Below are 18,789 nucleotides of genomic sequence, written 5' to 3' on the forward strand. Positions count from 1 at the left end.
CAGGGTTCAACATGGGTACTTTTACCAAATCGGCCACATTGGCCGTGCCGGGTTTGCTTGCAGCATCCGGCCCGCTGATGGCCCAGTCCATCGACCAACAAGTGAACGAGCTGTTTGCCAGCTCCACCGGCTGGTTCGTCAACTTCATCTTCAGCCCCTTCCCCGGCACCAGCTTTCCCTGGATCGTCGCCTGGCTGGTGATTGCGGCAACCATTTTCACGCTGTACTTCGGGCTGATCCAGTTCCGCGCCTTCCCGCATTCGATTGCGCTGGTCAAAGGGGACTATTCCGATCCCAATGACGCGGGCGAAGTCAGCCATTTTCAGGCCCTGGCAACGGCGCTCTCTGGCACTGTCGGCCTTGGGAATATTGCGGGTGTGGCGGTTGCCGTCAGCATCGGTGGTCCTGGGGCAACCTTCTGGATGATCCTTGCCGGCCTGATGGGCATGGCATCGAAATTCACGGAATGTACGCTTGGCGTAAAATATCGCAACGAATACGACGACGGCACCGTCTCCGGTGGTCCGATGTACTATATGACCAAGGGCTTTGCCGCGCGCGGCCTGCCCGGTGGCAAGTTCCTTGCGGTTATGTTCGCGATTTTCTGCATCCTCGGCGCATTTGGCGGCGGCAACATGTTCCAGGCCAACCAGGCACATGCGCAGCTGACCAATGTTCTGGGTGACTATCCGGGCTGGATCACGGGTATCATCTTTGCAACCATCGTGTTTGCCGTGATTGTGGGCGGCCTGAAATCCATCGCGCGCGTCACCGAAAAGGTCGTGCCTTTCATGGGTGTCCTCTATGTGCTGACTGCGCTTGTCATTCTTGCGATGAACGCTGACAAGATCGGCTGGGCCTTTGGTCAGATCTTTGACGGGGCCTTCACCGGGCTGGGCGTCGCAGGCGGCATGGTAGGTGCCCTGATCCAGGGCTTCAAACGGGCAGCGTTCTCAAACGAGGCCGGCGTTGGCTCTGCAGCGATTGCACACTCTGCGGTGCGTACCAAAGAGCCGATCACAGAGGGCTTTGTGTCCTTGCTGGAGCCGTTCATCGACACCGTCGTTATCTGCACGATGACCGCATTGGTGATTATCATCACCGGCCAGCTGATCGCCGATCCGGAAACCGGCCTGTATCTGCTGAACGAATCCGGCAGTGCAATCCAGACTGTTGACGGCAACTCCGGCGTTGCGCTGACGTCTGCGGCCTTCTCCTCTGCCTTTGGCTGGTTCCGCTACGTGCTGGCTGTCGCGGTGATCTTGTTCGCCTTTTCCACCATGATCTCCTGGTCCTACTACGGGCTGAAGGCATGGACGTTCCTCTTTGGCGAAGGCAAGACGACTGAGCTGATCTTCAAGCTCATCTTCTGCTTCTTTGTGGTCGTCGGCGCCGCAGCAAGCCTGGGCCCTGTGATCGACTTTTCTGACGCGGCCATCTTTGCGATGGCGGTGGTCAACATCGTCGCGCTCTACTTCCTGATGCCAATCGTGAAGGCAGAGTTGAACAGCTACCTGGCGCGCCTGAAATCGGGCGAAATCCAGAAGTTCCAATAAAAAAACATCTCCTGGCGGTCATTGCCGCCGGGAGACCCCGCCTGCCCAGTCACGCGAAATCGCGCATTCCCGCAGCGGGCCCATCCCCCGGACATTCAATCGCTTGCCTTACTGCGCCACCGGCCAGTCCTGCGCAGGCCAGTCCTGCGCAGTTCGCGAAAATGCGTCAAGTCAGCGCAAAAAAACCGTGACCTGTGCACAAGACCTGCGGCTAAACTGGACTGGCTGCGACCGGGCATTCCTGTGCGCACCCAACACACCAACAGGGACAGAAAACATGATTCAGGAATTCAAGAATTTCATCGCCAAGGGCAACGTCATGGATATGGCTGTCGGCATCATTATCGGTGCAGCCTTCACGGCCATTGTCAAAAGCATGGTGAGCGATCTGATCAACCCCATCATCGGTCTCTTTACCGGTGGGGTAGATTTCACCAACTCATATCTCGTCCTCGCAGGTGAAGTGCCCGCAGGCGCCAGCCTCGAAGCCGCCCGCGAGGCCGGCGCTGCCGTGTTTGCCCACGGTGCCTTCATCATGGCCGTCATCAACTTTCTCATCATCGCCTTTGTGGTGTTCATGCTGGTCAAGGCCGTCAACAACATCAAAGACGCTGCGGTCAAAAAGGAGGCAGAGCTGCCCGCCGAAGAAAAACCCGCAGGTCCGACGGAACTGGATGTGCTGTTGGAAATCCGTGACTCTTTGCGCCGTTGATTGACGCTCTTCGGAAGAGCCCTTTTCCCTCGCGGCCAGTCGGACTAAGCCGCGGGGATCACAGGCCTGTTTGTCTCGCAAGGCCAGCAAAACGACACTGACAAGGAAATTTACGGATCATGGAAGATTTGATCGCACAGGCCGGCCTGCTCTGGCCGCTTGCCATCACGGCAACAAAGGCACTGGTTGTTCTGGTAATCGGCTGGATTGCCACCGGCGTTATCAGCGGCGCCGTTCGTCGTCGGATCAATGCAACCCCGCAACTGGATCAAACCCTGGGTAACTTCGCCGCCAGCGCCGTACGCTGGGTTCTGCTGGCGATTGTACTGGTTGCTGTACTGGGCATCTTTGGCATCCAGGCAACCAGCCTTGTCGCGATGCTTGGCGCTGCGACCCTGGCTATCGGCCTCGCTCTGCAGGGTACGCTAAGCGACCTGGCAGCGGGTTTCATGCTGGTGCTCTTTCGTCCTTACAAGCTTGGCCAGTTTGTCGACATCGGCGGCACATCCGGCACGGTCAAGGATCTGAACCTGTTTTTCACCGAACTGGTCACTGCCGACAACGTACAGATCATCGTTCCCAACGGTCAGGCCTGGGGCGCGATCATCACCAACTTCTCCGCCCACAGCACCCGTCGCGTGGATATCGTGTTCGGCATCGACTATGGCGACGACATCGAAACCGCCAAGGCCGTGATCCTGCGTCTGGCCGAGGCCGACGAGCGGGTACTGCCGGATCCGGCCCCGTGGGTGCGTGTCACCAACCTGGGTGACAGTTCCGTCGACATCACCACGCGCCTGTGGTGCAACGCTGCGGATTACTGGGAACTGAAATTCGCCATGACGCAGGCGGTGAAAGAAGCGTTCGACAAAGAAGGCATTTCCATCCCCTACCCGCACAGCGTGGAAATCAAGAAAGCCGGCTGATCACAGGGCGCGCAGCAAACGCATACGTCCCAAAAACACTCAGGCGCTCCGCAGGTCATGCGGGGCGTTTGTCATTTCTGCAACTCGGGCACCAGCCCGCTAACCAGCCCGCTAATCAGGACGAGCGGATTGGCTGGTGCGATTGCTCGCGAGCCGGGCGCGGGCCAGTCGCTCGCGCTCCAATCCGCGATCTTCAACCTCGACCGGTGGCCAACCACATGTTCGTTTGTAGCCATCAAGATCGGTGAATGCCCATTGCGCCGCAAGGAGCTGATAGCTCTTCACTTCCCAACCGGAATCATCACGCTCAAACCGCAACCGCCATGCGCCACGGACCTGCACAGGCAAACGCATACGCCGGATGTTGGCCATCGCTTCATGCCCGTTCGTTGCGGTCCGCACGGCTTGGGCTCGCAGCACTTTCATCCTCTCGACCAGCGCAACCGCCTCGTTCAGGCGACGACCGGCAAAGACGACCTCAATCTCGGCTTCCGGGCGCACAATGCCCTGAACAATCAGGTCACCGCGACTACTGCGGTTCGTGACCGGAATGAGCTCGACCACAACATCGCGCACCTCGCGCTTGAACAGCCCGGTATCCTCGATCAGAGGTGTGATTTCTGAAGGTGGTCTGCGCCGATTTGTCATTGGTCTCTCTGGTCCCGACCAAGCAAAGCGGAAATGGTCGCAATTCAACACCGCCAAGAATACCGGAGAAGAAGTTAACAGTCGCTTGCGGGCGCGCGCTGCAAGTCGTGTCCCGCCCACAAAAAAAGGTCGACTATCGGTTGACGTCGCGCCACATAACAAAGGTAGGATCACCCTTGTAGGTGGTCTGCCCATGAGGGCGATAGCCAACTTTTTCTGCCAATCTGCGAGAGGCGTCGTGATCCGGCGCCATGATGCAAACCGTGGCACTCCAGTTCGTCTCGCAGCTGGCCCAATCGTGCATTCGCTGAACGGCTTCGAGCCCATATCCCTGACCTTGGGCATCGGTCACAAAACCCCAGCCAGCCTCTGGAACGGGCTCAATGACAGGCTCCAGGCTGCGCTGGTAGTCTGCAAAACCAACAGAGCCGAGGTAACGCCCGTCCTCCTTGCGCTCGACAGCCCAGTACCCAAATCCCAGCGCGTTCCAATGCCCGATATAACGCAGCAAACGCGCCCAACTGGCCTCTCGATCAGCGGCCGTGCCGGTGATATGGCGAACCACCTCCGGATCGCCCCACATCGCTGCCACATCCTCGAAATCATCGACAACATGCGCGCGCAGGATCAATCTGGCTGTTTCAAGCCGCGGGGCGTCCCGATGCTGTGTCTCCCTCACTTTGGCAGGTGACCAGTCAGAACGTACCGCAGAATGTCCACGACCTGACCGGGCTCTTGCGCGACGGCCAGTGCGGCGGCGTGGACCTCTTTCAGGGCGTGTTGATGCTCGTCCTGGGACAGCACAATGAGGGATTTCCCCAAAGCGGCAGCATAGCCCGCGTCAAAGGCGGCATTCCACTGCTTGTACTTCTCGCCAAAGCGCACCACGACGACATCGGCCTCTTCGATGCCCTTACGGGTCCGGATCGCGTTGATTTTCGCACCTTTGTGGTCATGCCAGAATTTATTCGGCTCAGCCCCAAGAATGGCCACACCGCAGTCGTCGCTCGCATCGTGATCGGTTACCGGGCTGTCAAATTCCACATCAAGCCCTGCCGCGCCATCGCGGATCTGCTCGCGCCAGTCGGTGTGGATTTCGCCAGAGAGATAAACCTTGAATGTCATGTCGTGTCCTTTCCAGCCGCTTCGCAGATCAGTGTCTGCAGGGCTTCATCAGATGGAGTTGGGCAGAGTATTCACCAGCCAGCCTCTGCCGTCCACCACATGATCGCGCCCTTCAGGCCCGCTTGCGCGCAACCAGATAACGGCTGGGCACATCCACCGGATAATTCCCGGTCTCGATGATCTCAAACCCCGCCTTCTGGATCGCGGCCTCAAGGTCGGCAATCCGGGTGAACTCAACATTGCTGGGGGCTTTGCCAACAAGTTGCATCAGAGGGATCGCAATCTTGAAGAGATAGTATTTCAGGCTCCCACGCGCCTCTCCCAGGCAGGGCGTCTTGGAGATGAACAAGCCACCGGGGCGCAATGCAGCGGCGACAGATTGCAAAACCTCGTCCGTATTGGGCAACAGATGGAGCAGGTTATGAGCAAGGATCGCATCATAAGGGCCATCCGGGATCTGTTCGGCTGGGGCACAGTGGAACTCTATGTTGCTTACCCCCGCATCCCAGGCCCGCTCCTTTCCGACATCCAACATCGCGCTGGACAGATCAGTGGCCACCATCCGGGACACAGCCGGAGCAAGTTCAATCGCAGTCGACCCTGTCCCACAGCCCAGTTCCGCGACGGTGTCCCCGTCCTTCAGATAAGAGCGTGTCCGCTCCAACGTATAGCGATAGGCAGCTTCGTCGCGGATCGGCGACTTGGCGTATTTCGCGGCTATCTTGTTCCAAAAGCGGGCGTCACTTGTCATCTCAACTCTCCTAACTGGCCCGAGATTAGCCATGCGCAAACCAATGGGAAATTGCCCAAATTCGCAGGGTTGATATACATATCTGCATGAATAGCCCTGACTGGAACCATATCCGCGCGTTTCTTGCTACAGCCGACTCCGGGTCGCTATCGGCGGCCGCGCGCAAACTCGGCCTGACGCAACCGACCTTGTCGCGCCAGGTCGCCGCGCTCGAGACAGAGCTGGGGCTGCTGTTGTTTGAACGTGTCGGCCGGTCACTGGAGCTGACACAGGCCGGACGCGAATTGCTCGATCACAGCCGGACCATGGGGCAGGCAGCACAGGCCCTGTCCCTTTCCGCAACCGGCCAAGCCCAGTCTATCGACGGGACGATCCGGATCACGGCGAGCGATATGATGTCGGCGTACGTACTGCCCGAGGTGCTGCAACAGCTGCAGCGTCGCGCCCCGCGGCTGACCATCGATGTGGTCGCCACCAATGACATCCGTGACTTGATGCGCCGAGAGGCCGACATCGCCATCCGCCATGTTCGACCTGACCAACCAGATCTGATCGCCCGTCTGGTGCAAGAGGCCTCTGGCCATTTCTACGCCTCCCGCGGCTATCTCGACAAACGGGGCCGACCAGAGCGTTACAGCGATCTCGCCGACCACGACTTTGTCAGCTTTGGCGATACAGACAGAATGATTGAATATCTCGTTCCCATGGGCATTCCGGTCACGGCTGAGCAGTTTCGCATCGGATCCAGCAGCGGGCTTGTCGCGTGGGAGCTGGTGAAACAGGGCTTTGGCATTACGCCGATGTCAGATGATGTTGCCGCAAAGTGCCCGGAGGTCGAGCGCGTGCTTCAGGATGCCGGACCGATCACGTTTCCCATTTGGCTGACCACCCACAGAGAGCTGCATACCAGCAGACGCATCAGGTTGGTCTATGACATGCTGGCAGAGTTCTTTGCCGCGAAATAGCAAAAACGCGCCTCCCGACCGGGGGCGCGTTTCTTCGTTTGTCCACCGCCAGCTGGCAGATGCGATTAGCCGCGAAGGGTGCCGCCGGTCGCTTTGGTGACCTTGGCCACGATCTTGTCGCTCACCGCTTCGATATCCTTTTCGGTGAGCGTCTTGTCCGTCGGCTGAAGCCGCGCTGTGATCGCAAGGGATTTTTTGCCTTCGCCAAGGCTACCGCCGATGAACTCGTCAAAGACGCGGACATCTTCGATGAGCGCTTTATCCGCCCCAGCAGCCGCATTCACGAGAGTGAGCGCCTCTACGGTGTCATCGACAACAAAAGCAAAGTCGCGCTCGACGGCCTGCAGGTCGCTCTGAACCAGCGCGCCACGGCTTGCACCTGACTTGCGCGGCATTGGCACTTCGTCCGGCCAGATGGTGAAGGCGACGGCAGCCCCTTTGATCCCCATTTCGCTCAGAACCTTGGGGTGCAGTTCGCCAAAGACGCCCAACACCTTCTTCGGGCCGAGGCAGATCTTGCCGTGGCGACCCGGATGCCACCAGGGCTCTGCGCCGCGCAGGATCTGGACTTTGGCAGGCGCACCGATGGCCGCAAGCACCGCTTCGATATCGGCTTTGGCATCAAAAGTGTCCACAGCGCGGCTTGCACCATGCACGTCTTTCGGGCCGGTACGCCCCACCAGAAGACCGGAAATCAGGTTGTGCTGTTCCCCCGGCTCACCGCCGTGGAACGCAGGTCCCACCTCAAACAGCGCCATGTCGGCAAAACCACGCGCCTGGTTGCGCGCTGCCGCCTGCAAGAGACCCGGCAACAAGGCCGGACGCATATGCGACATTTCCGATGAAATCGGGTTGGCAAGCATGGTTGCGTCATCGCCACCACCAAACAGTGCCGCAGAGGCCTGATCGATGAAGGTGTAGCTGACGATTTCATTGTAGCCGAGGCTTGCGCAGGTGCGGCGCGCGATCTGCTGGCGGCGCTGCTGCGGTGTCATCACCGGCGCGGGAATCCCATCCGTGAGACGCGGCAGTGGTTTGCCCTGCAGTTTGGTCAACGAGGCAATCCGCGCGACTTCTTCGACCAGATCCGCTTCGCCAAGCACGTCGGGACGCCAACTCGGAACATGGGCCATGTTGCCTTCAAGACGGAAGCCAAGGCGGGTCAGCGTCTGGCGCTGCTCGGCCTCGGGGATTTCCATGCCAACCAGGGACTGCACCCGCTCCGGGTTCAGCTTGTAAGCGCGCGAATGATCAGGCACCGCCCCGGCAACCACGACGTTCGATGGCTCACCACCACAGAGATCCAGGATCATGCGGGTCGCTAGGTCAAGACCATCACGGGTGAACTCCGGGTCCACGCCGCGCTCAAAGCGGTAGCGCGCGTCCGAGTTGATTTTCAGCGCCCGGCCCGTGGTCGCGATCTGAACATGGTCCCAGAACGCGCTTTCGAGGAAGACATCGACAGTCTCATCGGTGCAGCCGGTCTCGGCGCCGCCCATGATACCTGCGATGCTCTCTGCACCGTTGTCATCGGAAATCACCATCTGACCTGCAGAGAGCGTGTATTCCTTCTCGTCCAGTGCGACCAGGGTCTCGCCGCCAGCAGCACGATGGACACGCAGGTTGCCTGCCACCTTGGCTGCATCGAACACGTGCAACGGGCGGTTCAGGTCAAAGGTGAAGTAGTTGGTAATATCCACCAAAGCAGAGATCGGACGCAGACCAATCGCGGTCAGTCGATCCTGCAGCCATTTCGGGCTCTGCCCGTTTTTCACGCCACGGATCAGGCGACCGGTGAACAGCGGGCAGCCATCCAGCGTATCCTCTGCAATCTCGACCTTGATCGGGCTCTCGTAGCCGCCCTCGACAGGATCAACCGTCAGCGGCTTGAGCGTGCCAAGACCGCGTGCCGCGAGGTCGCGCGCAATGCCACGCACGCCCAGGGCATCAGGCCGGTTCGGCGTGATTGCGATTTCAATCATCGGATCGACCTTGGAGGGGTCGTTTGCCGCCAGCCAATCCACAAAACGGTCACCAACCTCGCCCGACGGCAGTTCGATGATCCCATCGTGCTCGTCCGACAGCTCCAGCTCGCGCTCGGATGCCATCATGCCAAAGCTCTCGACGCCGCGGATCTTGCCGACACCGATCGTGATGTCCAGCCCGGGCACGTACATCCCCGGCTTACACACGACGACGGTGATGCCTTCGCGCGCATTGGGTGCGCCACAGATGATCTGCATTTCACCTTCGTCGGTGTCCACCTTACAGACGCGCAGCTTGTCCGCGTCAGGGTGTTTTTCCGCGTGCTTCACATAGCCCAGAGTAAACTCCTTGAGCCGGTCGGCGGGATTGGACACGCCCTCAACCTCAAGGCCGAGGTCGGTCAGGGTTTCAGTGATTTCCTCGACCGATGCGTCGGTCTCGAGGTGATCTTTCAGCCAAGAAAGAGTGAATTTCATCGGTCCGGTTTCCTATGGCAAGCCATGCATGTTGCAGCAGGCAATGACAAAGATTGCCCCCATGTGCAAGCCTTGCCACCCCTCCGGGCCTAAGGATAACTCGGGGTGAGACCCAAAAGCTCATCCAGCTGCCGACCAATCCAACCATGTGGAATGAAATGCCCGCCCGGATGCAGGTCAAGTATCACGTCCTTCCCCGCGCAACTCCAGCCAGTGCGGGAAAAGGTCAGAAAACTGCGGGCCTGCCACTCACCTTCTGCCCTGCCCTCGCCATTGCAGTCAAATGCCCGCCGCCAGAGCGCAACCGGGTAAGTCACATCACCCCCCGGCCCCATCGGAAAATCCATGACTGTATCCGCCAACCCATGCACATGACGCACCTCTTGCGGGGCCTCAGGGCAGGCTTCGCGCTGGTCGATGCTGCCCGCGACTGCCAGCAACGCGGCGACGTCGCTCCCGCTTTGGCAGACATAGCGCCAGGCCATCGCGGATCCATAGGAATAGCCCGACACATAAATTCGCTCCGGATCAACAGGAAACCGCTGCGCGACATCCGCAAGGACCGCATCGGTAAAGGGGACATCCTCTGTGCTGTCATTCCAGAAGTTCCAGCTTTTGCCGCGGCCGTTTGGCGTCACCAGCAAAACACCACGCCGCCGAGCCGAGGCGCCGACGCGCTCAGACCGCTGGGCATGGACACCGGTGCGGGACCAGCCATGAAAATGCAAAAGCACCGGCAACAGTGTTTCGCCATCCCAGCCATCAGGCGTCATCACGTGGTAAGAACGCTCCCCCAGTTCGCAGGCGACATCCCCCTCACACGGGGCGGCATTGCCTTTCCACGGCCCCATCGCCAGCCCAGATGTGGCCGCCAGAGCCACGGCAACAGTCAGTACAAAACGCATCATGCCCCTGACACTAGCCAAGCCCTCCGCCCTGTCACGTCACATGTTTGTGGGCCAAGTGGTGATCCAGCGCACGTCGCCGCTGGACCAAAATGCAAAACGCCCACCTGAAACAGGCGGGCGCTGGTGTTTTTGACTATGCCTTTGGCTTAGCGGCTCAAACCGCCATGCAGCGTGGGCACGTCGAGGCACTGGAAACCGTAGTGGCGCAGCCAGCGCAGGTCGCTGTCAAAGAACGCCCGCAGATCGGGGATGCCATATTTCAGCATCGCCAGACGGTCGATACCAATGCCAAAGGCAAAACCCTGATAGACCTCCGGATCGATCCCGCCAGCCGCAATCACCTTTGGATGGACCATGCCGGACCCGAGGATTTCAAGCCAGTCGTCGCCTTCGCCGATCTTCAGCGTACCATCTTTCCAGGAGCAGCGAATATCCACCTCTGCCGAGGGTTCGGTGAAGGGGAAATGCGAAGCGCGGAACCGCAGTTCGACCTCGTCGACCTCAAAGAAGGACTTCACAAACTCTTCCAGCACCCACTTCAGGTTCGCCATGGAAATGTTCTTGTCGAGCGCGAGGCCCTCCACCTGATGGAACATCGGCGTATGGGTCTGGTCGTAGTCCGCGCGATACACACCGCCCGGGCAGATGATGCGCAGCGGTGCGCCCATCTTTTCCATAGAGCGGATCTGGACCGGCGAGGTATGCGTGCGCAACACATGCGGCGGGCGATTGTCACCCTCGGCTCGGTGCATATAGAACGTATCCATTTCGGCGCGAGCCGGGTGGTGGCCGGGGATGTTCAGGGCATCGAAGTTGTACCAATCGGTATCGATGCGCGGGCCTTCCGCGACCGAGAACCCCATTTCGGCAAAGATCGCCGTCAGCTCTTCGCTGGCCTGGCTGATCGGGTGCAGCGTCCCCGTGCGGGTCGGACGCGACGGCAGGGTCACATCCAGCCATTCGGTCCGCAGACGCGCATCCAGCGCGGCATCTGCAAGCGCTGCCTTCTTGGCCGCAAGTGCAGAGTTGATTTCATCTTTCAACGCATTCAGCGCCGGGCCTGCAACCTGACGCTCTTCCGGTGTCATCTTGCCAAGCTCACGCATTTTCAGCGCGACCTCGCCCTTCTTGCCCACTGCGGCGACCCGGATGGTCTCCAGCGCGGATTCGTCGGCGGCGTCTGCAATCTGACCCAGATATTTTGCTTTAAGATCGTCCATGACGGTCCCCTGAATTTGAGCTTAGGCTCTGCTACCACAGCAGCATCTGAAAGCAAGCGTTTGCCGCACCTGCGTGACATTCCGGCACCAACCGCGTCCCCCGCGCCGCGCGCGTACGACCAGGCAGATGGCAGGCATTTGGCACGGTGATCCCTCTGGCAGACGAAACTGGCAAACGAAAACGGGCCGCTCGATTGAGCGGCCCGTCCGGAAACTTTGGCGATGCTGGGCTTATGCAGCCAGAGCGTCCTGTGCCTGCTTCACGATTGCACCGAATGCTTCGGGCTCGTGCACGGCCAGGTCGGCCAGAACCTTACGGTCCACTTCGATACCGGCCAGGTTCAGGCCGTTGATGAAGCGGGAGTATGTCAGCGCTTCGTCGTGCGCACGGACAGCAGCGTTGATACGCTGGATCCACAGCGCGCGGAAATTGCGCTTACGGTTCTTACGGTCACGGGTTGCGTACTGGTTCGCCTTGTCGACGGCCTGACGGGCAACCTTGAAGGTGTTCTTGCGGCGGCCGTAGTAACCTTTAGCTGCCTTGATGACCTTCTTGTGGCGGGCGTGAGTTGTGGTACCACCTTTTACGCGGGACATATCTCAGATCTCCTCTTAGCGGTCGTAGGGCATGAAGCCCTTGACGATCTTTGCGTCCGGTGCGGACAGGGTGGTGGTGCCGCGAGCGTCGCGGATGAACTTCTTGTGACGCTTGATCATGCCGTGGCGCTTGCCGGCCTGACCTGCGAGAACCTTACCGGTCGCGGTCACTTTGAAGCGCTTCTTGGCGCTCGACTTTGTCTTCATTTTGGGCATTTCCGTCTCCTTCAATGCGGGTTCGGTGTATGCGCGACTCGGCATGCCACATCGGGCCGGCCACGCGAACAGGGCTGCCGTTTACGCAAGCCCGCCACCAAGGGCAAGCAGATTCTGTCCGGAAATGCCGCAAGACGCCCTGTTTCGGGCTGTCAACTTGCGAATGGCAGGTCCAATTCAGGTAAACCGCCCAATAACCCTGAAAATGGCTTGGGGGATATCATCCAGCTGATAGCCGCCAGGCTTGGCACTAAACGCATAAATCACAAGCCCAAGGGCAAGCAAAAGAAAAACCGCCGACACCCGTGGGGTGCGGCGGTCACTTGCTGCAGAGACAAGAGAGGGGATCGCAAGAAACCCGAGCACAAGTCCAAGAACCAATGCCAGATCCGTATCCATCACCTGCCCCCTTTCATCAGAAAGCCTTAGGGCAGCTTACTCCGGATCGGTGCTGTAGATCAAACGTTCGTCACAGGGAGCCACCCGCAGAATGTTGGTGGTTCCGGGTACGTTGAACGGCACGCCCGCGGTCACGACGATCTGGTCAGTCTCTCCCGCAAAGCCACCGGAACGGGCGGCGCGGGCCGCACCGACAACAGCCCCCTTAAAGCGATCCTGATCGGTGGTCACGACACAGTTGCACCCCCAGCTCAGTGCGAGACGTCGAGCAGTACGCGCCAGCGGAGTGAGCGCAATGATAGGCACACCAGGACGTTCGCGCGCGGTCAAAAGCGCAGTGGTGCCGCTTTGGGTGTAGCAGCAAATCGCCTTGATCTCGGTCTTTTCAGCGATCTCGCGAGCAGCCGCCACAATGGCATCGGCAACCGTATCCCCTTTGGCAGAACGCGATGCTGCGATGATCTGCACGTAGGTCGGATCGACCTCAACCTCGGTCGCAACATTGTCCATCGTCTGGACCGCTTCGATCGGGTATTGGCCCGCGGCAGATTCCGCCGACAGCATGATGGCGTCCGCACCTTCATAGATCGCAGTCGCCACATCCGACACTTCCGCGCGGGTCGGCATCGGGCTTTCGATCATGCTTTCCAACATCTGGGTGGCCACGATCACAGGTTTTGCTGCAGCCCGGCAACGACGCACCAGCCGCTTCTGGATTGGTGGAACTGCCGATACGGGCAGCTCGACACCCAAGTCGCCGCGGGCAACCATGATCCCGTCGGATGCGTCCAGGATCTCTTCGAAGTTGTCGACCGCTGCCGGTTTTTCGATCTTGGACAGAACAGCCGCACGACCATCCGCCAGGCCACGGGCCTCAAACACGTCTTTGGCGCGCTGCACAAACGACAGTGCCAGCCAGTCGACGCCCAAGCCGCAGACGAATTCCAGATCTTTGCGATCCTTGTCGGACAGCGCGGCGAGCGGCAGGACCACATCGGGGACATTCACGCCCTTGCGGTTGGAAATGGTGCCACCAGTGGTCACGACGCAATTTGCAAAATCCTCACCGCAGGTTTCCACGCGAAGGCGGATCTTGCCGTCGTTGACCAGAAGATGCGCGCCGGGTTCCAGCGCCTCAAAAATCTCAGGATGGGGCAGACAGACGCGGTTCAGATCACCCTCTGCCGTGTCGAGGTCGAGACGGAATTTCGCGCCTTCCACCAGCTCTTCGAACCCGTTGGCAAAAACTCCAACGCGCAGTTTCGGACCCTGAAGATCCGCGAGGATTGCAATGGAGCTGTCGAGATCGGCTTCGACCTTGCGGATAATCCGGTGCTTTTCCGCGATTTCCTCATGGCTGCCGTGCGACATGTTCAAACGGAACACATCGGCGCCTGCCTCGTGCAGGGCACGAATGGTCTCGTATGTCTCCGATGCCGGCCCCAAGGTGGCAACGATCTTAACATTGCGCGTTCTTCTCATGGGGGTCATCCTCTTCGTCGTCAGAAACTGTTATCGCAAACATTTGCTGCGGCGCTTATCGCCTAATTCCCATTTCACCGCAACTCCCCTAAACATTCATCACCAAAACGCGACGGACTGATGACATATTTACCCTTTTTCTTGGAAGGCGCTGAGCGCCCTGCGCGCTGGGTGATCAGCTGCGACCATGCCACCAATTTCGTGCCCCCTTTCGTGAACGGCGGAGATCTGGGCCTGCCGTCGGAGGACATGAACCGTCACATTGCCTATGACATCGGAGCATACGGCGTAGCACGCCATCTGGCGCGGCTGCTGAATGCACCAGTGGTTGCCTCCAATTTCTCGCGACTGGTGATCGACCCCAACCGTGGTGCGGATGATCCGACCCTCCTTATGAAACTGTACGACGGTTCGATCATTCCGGCAAACCGCCACGCCGATGCAGCCGAGCGTGCGGCCCGGATGGAGGCATGTTACACCCCTTACCACACTGCGCTGGCCGGATTGCTGAACCGCCCTGACCCCATATTGGTGTCAGTCCATTCCTTTACGCCGCAGCTGCGTGGTCGTGCGCCCCGCCCCTGGCAAATCGGCATTCTCGCGCCGGAGGACGAACCCCTGTCGCCCCATATCATCCAAGAGCTGCAACAGGACCGCGACCTCTGCGTCGGGATCAATGAACCCTACACTGGCTATCTGCCGGGTGACAGCATCGACAAACATGCAACCACCAATGGCTATCCGAACACGTTGATCGAGTTGCGCAATGATCTGATCGAGGACGCCCACCAGCAAGAGGCCTGGGCCGAACGATTGGCAGACATCCTGCCGCGCGCACTGGAAAATTCGGGGCTCTAGCCCCACCTCAGATCACAAAGGTCGCAGCAGCCTGCAGTCGCAGGGGTGACCGGGGCGGCACAATTGCTGCCGGATGGCCGGCCTGCTAGGCATGGCACAACATTAGTCAGGGAGCAGAACACATGGACAGCCAGACCCAAATCGAACTCGAAGCCGCCGCTTTTCGCCGCCTGCGCAAGCATCTGATGGAAGACCGCACCGATGTGCAGAACATCGACATGATGAACCTCACGGGCTTTTGCCGGAACTGCCTGTCTCGCTGGTATCAGGAAGCCGCAAACGAACGCGGCATCGACATGGGCAAAGCCGAAGCACGCGAGATCTTTTACGGAATGACCATGGACGAGTGGAAGGCGAATTATCAGACCGAGGCCTCCGCCGAGAAACAAGCCGCTTTCCAGGTCGCCTTTGAGGAAAACGTGGGCAAGCAAAACGGCTGACCAATAGCCCCACAAAAAACAGAGGCGCCGATCTGAGGATCAGACGGCGCCTTTCTTGTCCGCGTCAGGTTAGCAGATTTCATTGCGCAAAACGCGCAGCTCCAGCCTGCACCTGTTGCGTTCAGATTACCCCGATCTCGGCCAGGGCCTGCGAGAGCTCTGGCGGCAGTGGCTTTTCGGCCTCTCTTCCCTTTGGCAGATCTGGCGGAGTGTCCTCGACTTTGAGATAGCGCCAGCCCTGAAACGGACGGCGCAGCGCGACCTGAGTGCGGATGATTTCAGGCTCCAGAACAATGGCGCAGCGACGCACACCGTCACCACCGATCACCTCATCAAGACGCAAAATCCGCTGGCGGCACTGGATTTGCCCCTTGATCACCCAATAGATCGACCCACCATTCAAAATCTCGGCCTCACGCTTGGGCCACATGCGTGTCACGTGGCGCGGCAGACCTTCGGGCAGTTGCTTGCGGTACTCCGCCTGCCAGGCCTCCAGCCCTTCAACTGTTTCTGTGCCAACAGAAAGCTTCACGAGGTTGATATACTTATCCACAATGCATCCACAGAGTCGTCCAGATCTTCAACCTTATATTGTAGGTCGAACTAGCCCGACGACAAGGTCTTGTGGTAGAGTGACGAAAAAATTCGATCTCGGCGCGGAAAACGCGTTGAGGATCCGGTCGGCCCTGGTGTAGTCAGGCCGCCACTCAAGACACGAGGGATTCGACAGATGAGCCGTTTTGCCGCCCCGATTGCCGAACAGATCTGGGACATGAAATACCGCTTCAAGCAGGCGGACGGAACCCCCATCGACCAGACGGTCGAGGACAGCTGGCGCCGTATCGCGCGCGATCTGGCACGGGCTGAAAAAGACCAGGACGCCTGGGAAGAGACGTTCTTCAACGCGTTGGAAGACTTCAAATATCTGCCCGCAGGCCGCATTACCGCAGGTGCCGGAACCGCGCGTCAGGTCACGCTGTTCAACTGTTTCGTCATGGGCACAGTGCCGGACAGCATGTCGGGCATCTTCGACATGCTGAAAGAGGCCGCGCTGACCATGCAGCAAGGCGGCGGAATCGGCTATGACTTCTCTACCATCCGCCCGCGTGGCGCAGATGTGAAGGGCGTCGCCGCTGACGCCTCCGGCCCCTTGTCCTTTATGGATGTCTGGGACGCCATGTGCCGCACCATCATGTCCGCAGGCTCCCGCCGCGGTGCGATGATGGCGACAATGCGCTGCGATCACCCCGATATCGAAGCCTTCATCACCGCAAAATCCGATCCCGCCCGCCTGCGCATGTTCAACATGTCTGTTCTGGTCACCGACCCCTTCATGGAAGCCGTGAAGGCGGATGGCTCCTGGGAGCTGATCTTTGACGGCAAGGTCTATCAGACCGTGCAGGCGCGTGACCTGTGGAACAAGATCATGCAGGCGACCTATGATTATGCCGAACCGGGCGTGATCTTTATCGATCGCATCAACAAGGCCAACAACCTGTCCTACGTGGAACAGATCGCAGCCACCAACCCTTGTGGCGAACAGCCCCTGCCCCCGTATGGCGCGTGTCTTCTGGGCTCCATCAACCTGGCGCGTCTGGTCAAGAACCCGTTCGAGAAAGAGTCCGAGCTGGACCCGGAAGGCCTGAAAGAGCTGGTCGCCACCGCCGTGCGGATGATGGACAATGTTGTTGACGTGTCCAAATTCCCACTCGAAGCCCAAGCGCAGGAAGCGCAGAACAAGCGCCGTATCGGTCTTGGGGTGACGGGTCTGGCGGATGCGCTGCTGATGCTTGGCCTGCGTTATGGTTCGGACGAAGCCGCGCGTCAGACCGAGGAGTGGCTGCACGCGATCGCCCGCGCGGCCTATCTGGCGTCGGTGGAGCTCGCCAAGGAAAAAGGGGCGTTCCCATTGTTTGATGCCGAAGCCTATCTGGCGTCCGGCAACATGATGAACATGGACGAGGACGTGCGCGACGCCATCCGCGAACACGGGATCCGCAACGCGCTGCTGACCTCCATCGCACCCACCGGCACGATTTCCCTGTATGCAGGCAACGTGTCGTCCGGCATCGAACCGGTCTTTGCCTACGCCTACACCCGCAAGGTCCTGCAAAAAGACGGCAGCCGCACCGAGGAAGAAGTCGTCGACTACGCAGTGCAGATGTACCGCGAGAAATTCGGCGCGGATGCTGAGCTGCCCGACTACTTCGTGAACGCGCAGACGCTGACCCCGGCAGAGCATGTCAAAATGCAGGCAGCCGCACAGAAATGGATCGACTCGTCGATCTCCAAGACCATCAACTGCCCCGAAGACATTTCCTTTGACAGCTTCAAGGATGTCTACATGCAGGCCTGGGATCTTGGCTGCAAAGGCTGCACCACCTACCGCCCGAACGACGTGACCGGATCTGTCCTTTCCGTGAGCGAAAGCGCGGACACTGCACCTGGTGAAACCGCCGATGCCCCGCATGAGGCAGATGTCAGCGAAACCGGTGCGGCCGAGGTCGTGTACATGTCAGAGCCGCTGGATCGTCCCCAGTCGCTGGAAGGTCATACCTACAAACTGAAGTGGCCCGACAGCGAACACGCGATTTACCTCACCATCAACGACATCATCATCAATGGTCATCGTCGTCCCTTCGAGGTGTTCATCAACTCCAAGAACATGGAGCACTACGCTTGGACGCTGGCCCTCACACGGATGATTTCCGCCGTGTTCCGCCGCGGTGGCGATGTCTCCTTCGTGGTCGAAGAGCTGAAAGCGGTCTTTGATCCCCGTGGTGGTGCTTGGGTGCAGGGTAAATACATCCCCTCCATCCTGGCCGCGATTGGTGGCGTGATCGAAACCCACATGGTGGCGACGGGCTTCCTTGAAGGCGAAGGGATGGGTCTGAAATCGGACCCCAAAGCAGCCGTTGTCTCCCTGAACACACCGCGCGGCAAACCCTGCCCGAGCTGTGGTCAGTTCGACATGCAAATGGTCGAAGGCTGCATGACCTGCCGCAGCTGCGGCCACTCCAAATGCGGCTGATCCTTCGGGACAATCAGGTGCACTGTCGTGTGAAAGCTCGCATCAGTTTGAAATTTGACCAGCTTAAACTGCAATTTTGACCACTAAAAGTTTGCCACCGCCCTCAAAGGGGCGGTGGCTCTCTATTTTTTGGGATGTGTCGTGATGAGTTGAGTGGCTTCACATCAAGTCTTCGTAGCCTCGCAAGGCTCAGCTAAACTCAGATAGTTGAAGCGTTGCTTCAGAGTTTATCAAACACCGATCCAAGCCGAGGAGCGAACAATCGCTCATAAGTTTTCAACAAATAGGCGTCGGTCATGCCTGCTACAAAGTCACATATCACCCTCAGGCCATCGCCTTCTGCTTCATACTTTTTGAACGTGTCTGTCGGTAGCAAGCGCTTTGGGTCGGATTGAAGGGCTTCAAAAACGGAAACGACCATGCTTTGTCCCTTGAACTGGCTTTGTTGCACAAATGGTGAGATGGATTCACTGTTTGAATCCAGTGGGGTAGC

The 18,789-nt window shown here is 59.2% G+C and carries 19 protein-coding genes and 1 pseudogene; 7 read left to right on the forward strand and 13 right to left on the reverse strand.

What is annotated here, in order from left to right:
• Positions 1-11 precede the first annotated feature (11 nt).
• The 3 genes from NIT7645_RS00980 to NIT7645_RS00990 all read left to right on the forward strand — a co-directional run bounded on the left by NIT7645_RS00980 (position 12) and on the right by NIT7645_RS00990 (position 3,194).
• Positions 12-1,556 (forward strand): alanine/glycine:cation symporter family protein, encoded by a 1,545-nt coding sequence (locus NIT7645_RS00980; RefSeq protein ID WP_008563175.1) that lies wholly within the window; start codon positions 12-14, stop codon positions 1,554-1,556.
• A 277-nt stretch (positions 1,557-1,833) separates the two neighbouring features.
• Positions 1,834-2,268, forward strand: a complete 435-nt coding sequence (mscL, locus tag NIT7645_RS00985; RefSeq protein WP_008562256.1) for a large conductance mechanosensitive channel protein MscL — start codon at positions 1,834-1,836, stop codon at positions 2,266-2,268.
• A 119-nt stretch (positions 2,269-2,387) separates the two neighbouring features.
• Entirely contained in the window at positions 2,388-3,194 is an 807-nt protein-coding gene (locus NIT7645_RS00990; RefSeq protein WP_008561950.1) for a mechanosensitive ion channel family protein, read from the forward strand.
• A gap of 111 nt (positions 3,195-3,305) precedes the next feature.
• On the opposite strand, the gene NIT7645_RS00995 is transcribed toward NIT7645_RS00990, so the two are convergent.
• The 4 genes from NIT7645_RS00995 to NIT7645_RS01010 form a co-directional block, all read right to left on the reverse strand.
• Entirely contained in the window at positions 3,306-3,842 is a 537-nt protein-coding gene (locus NIT7645_RS00995; RefSeq protein WP_008559359.1) for a hypothetical protein, read from the reverse strand.
• 133 nt (positions 3,843-3,975) lie between these two features.
• A complete protein-coding gene (locus NIT7645_RS01000; protein ID WP_008562586.1) occupies positions 3,976-4,473 on the reverse strand; it encodes a GNAT family N-acetyltransferase in 498 nt (165 codons plus the stop codon).
• 44 nt (positions 4,474-4,517) lie between these two features.
• Positions 4,518-4,967, reverse strand: a complete 450-nt coding sequence (locus tag NIT7645_RS01005; RefSeq protein WP_008559067.1) for a YtoQ family protein — start codon at positions 4,965-4,967, stop codon at positions 4,518-4,520.
• 112 nt (positions 4,968-5,079) lie between these two features.
• Positions 5,080-5,718, reverse strand: a complete 639-nt coding sequence (locus NIT7645_RS01010; RefSeq protein ID WP_008562318.1) for a class I SAM-dependent methyltransferase — start codon at positions 5,716-5,718, stop codon at positions 5,080-5,082.
• Between the two features lie 86 nt (positions 5,719-5,804).
• Between NIT7645_RS01010 and NIT7645_RS01015 the strand changes: the two genes are divergently transcribed.
• Positions 5,805-6,683, forward strand: a complete 879-nt coding sequence (locus NIT7645_RS01015) for a LysR family transcriptional regulator (RefSeq protein WP_008560950.1) — start codon at positions 5,805-5,807, stop codon at positions 6,681-6,683.
• Between the two features lie 65 nt (positions 6,684-6,748).
• Here the strand turns inward: NIT7645_RS01015 and pheT are convergent, their stop codons facing one another.
• The 7 genes from pheT to pyk form a co-directional block, all read right to left on the reverse strand.
• The gene (pheT, locus tag NIT7645_RS01020; RefSeq protein WP_008562662.1) at positions 6,749-9,145 is read right to left on the reverse strand and encodes a phenylalanine--tRNA ligase subunit beta; all 2,397 of its coding nucleotides are present in this window, start codon (positions 9,143-9,145) and stop codon (positions 6,749-6,751) included.
• Between the two features lie 89 nt (positions 9,146-9,234).
• Positions 9,235-10,053 carry a CE1 family esterase gene (locus NIT7645_RS01025; protein ID WP_037302703.1) on the reverse strand — a complete coding sequence of 273 codons (819 nt, stop codon included), beginning with the start codon at positions 10,051-10,053 and terminating at the stop codon, positions 9,235-9,237.
• 146 nt (positions 10,054-10,199) lie between these two features.
• On the reverse strand, positions 10,200-11,273 hold the full coding sequence (pheS, locus tag NIT7645_RS01030) for a phenylalanine--tRNA ligase subunit alpha (RefSeq protein ID WP_008562877.1): 1,074 nt from the start codon (positions 11,271-11,273) through the stop codon (positions 10,200-10,202).
• Between the two features lie 231 nt (positions 11,274-11,504).
• Complete coding sequence (rplT, locus tag NIT7645_RS01035) at positions 11,505-11,870, reverse strand: 50S ribosomal protein L20 (RefSeq protein ID WP_008559944.1); 366 nt, start codon at positions 11,868-11,870, stop codon at positions 11,505-11,507.
• A gap of 15 nt (positions 11,871-11,885) precedes the next feature.
• Positions 11,886-12,086, reverse strand: a complete 201-nt coding sequence (gene rpmI, locus NIT7645_RS01040) for a 50S ribosomal protein L35 (RefSeq protein WP_008560811.1) — start codon at positions 12,084-12,086, stop codon at positions 11,886-11,888.
• A 177-nt stretch (positions 12,087-12,263) separates the two neighbouring features.
• The gene (locus NIT7645_RS01045; RefSeq protein ID WP_008562350.1) at positions 12,264-12,485 is read right to left on the reverse strand and encodes a hypothetical protein; all 222 of its coding nucleotides are present in this window, start codon (positions 12,483-12,485) and stop codon (positions 12,264-12,266) included.
• A gap of 36 nt (positions 12,486-12,521) precedes the next feature.
• The gene (gene pyk, locus NIT7645_RS01050) at positions 12,522-13,967 is read right to left on the reverse strand and encodes a pyruvate kinase (RefSeq protein WP_037302701.1); all 1,446 of its coding nucleotides are present in this window, start codon (positions 13,965-13,967) and stop codon (positions 12,522-12,524) included.
• A gap of 120 nt (positions 13,968-14,087) precedes the next feature.
• On the opposite strand from pyk, the gene NIT7645_RS01055 reads away from it, so the two are divergent.
• Both NIT7645_RS01055 and NIT7645_RS01060 read left to right on the forward strand, forming a co-directional pair.
• Positions 14,088-14,825: an N-formylglutamate amidohydrolase gene (locus NIT7645_RS01055; protein ID WP_037302699.1), complete on the forward strand. Its 738-nt coding sequence runs from the start codon at positions 14,088-14,090 to the stop codon at positions 14,823-14,825.
• 122 nt (positions 14,826-14,947) lie between these two features.
• The gene (locus NIT7645_RS01060; protein ID WP_008561405.1) at positions 14,948-15,265 is read left to right on the forward strand and encodes a DUF1244 domain-containing protein; all 318 of its coding nucleotides are present in this window, start codon (positions 14,948-14,950) and stop codon (positions 15,263-15,265) included.
• Positions 15,266-15,386: 121 nt separating this feature from the next.
• Here the strand turns inward: NIT7645_RS01060 and NIT7645_RS01065 are convergent, their stop codons facing one another.
• On the reverse strand, positions 15,387-15,818 hold the full coding sequence (locus NIT7645_RS01065) for a DUF1489 family protein (protein WP_037302698.1): 432 nt from the start codon (positions 15,816-15,818) through the stop codon (positions 15,387-15,389).
• Positions 15,819-15,995: 177 nt separating this feature from the next.
• Here NIT7645_RS01065 and NIT7645_RS01070 point away from each other — a divergent pair, with 177 nt between their 5' ends.
• The gene (locus tag NIT7645_RS01070; protein ID WP_008561663.1) at positions 15,996-18,296 is read left to right on the forward strand and encodes an adenosylcobalamin-dependent ribonucleoside-diphosphate reductase; all 2,301 of its coding nucleotides are present in this window, start codon (positions 15,996-15,998) and stop codon (positions 18,294-18,296) included.
• Between the two features lie 220 nt (positions 18,297-18,516).
• Here the strand turns inward: NIT7645_RS01070 and NIT7645_RS01075 are convergent.
• Positions 18,517-18,789 (reverse strand): annotated as a pseudogene (locus NIT7645_RS01075) (hypothetical protein); the annotation flags it as partial.

It is taken from the genome of Phaeobacter italicus (genome assembly GCF_001258055.1).
Lineage (GTDB): Bacteria > Pseudomonadota > Alphaproteobacteria > Rhodobacterales > Rhodobacteraceae > Phaeobacter > Phaeobacter italicus.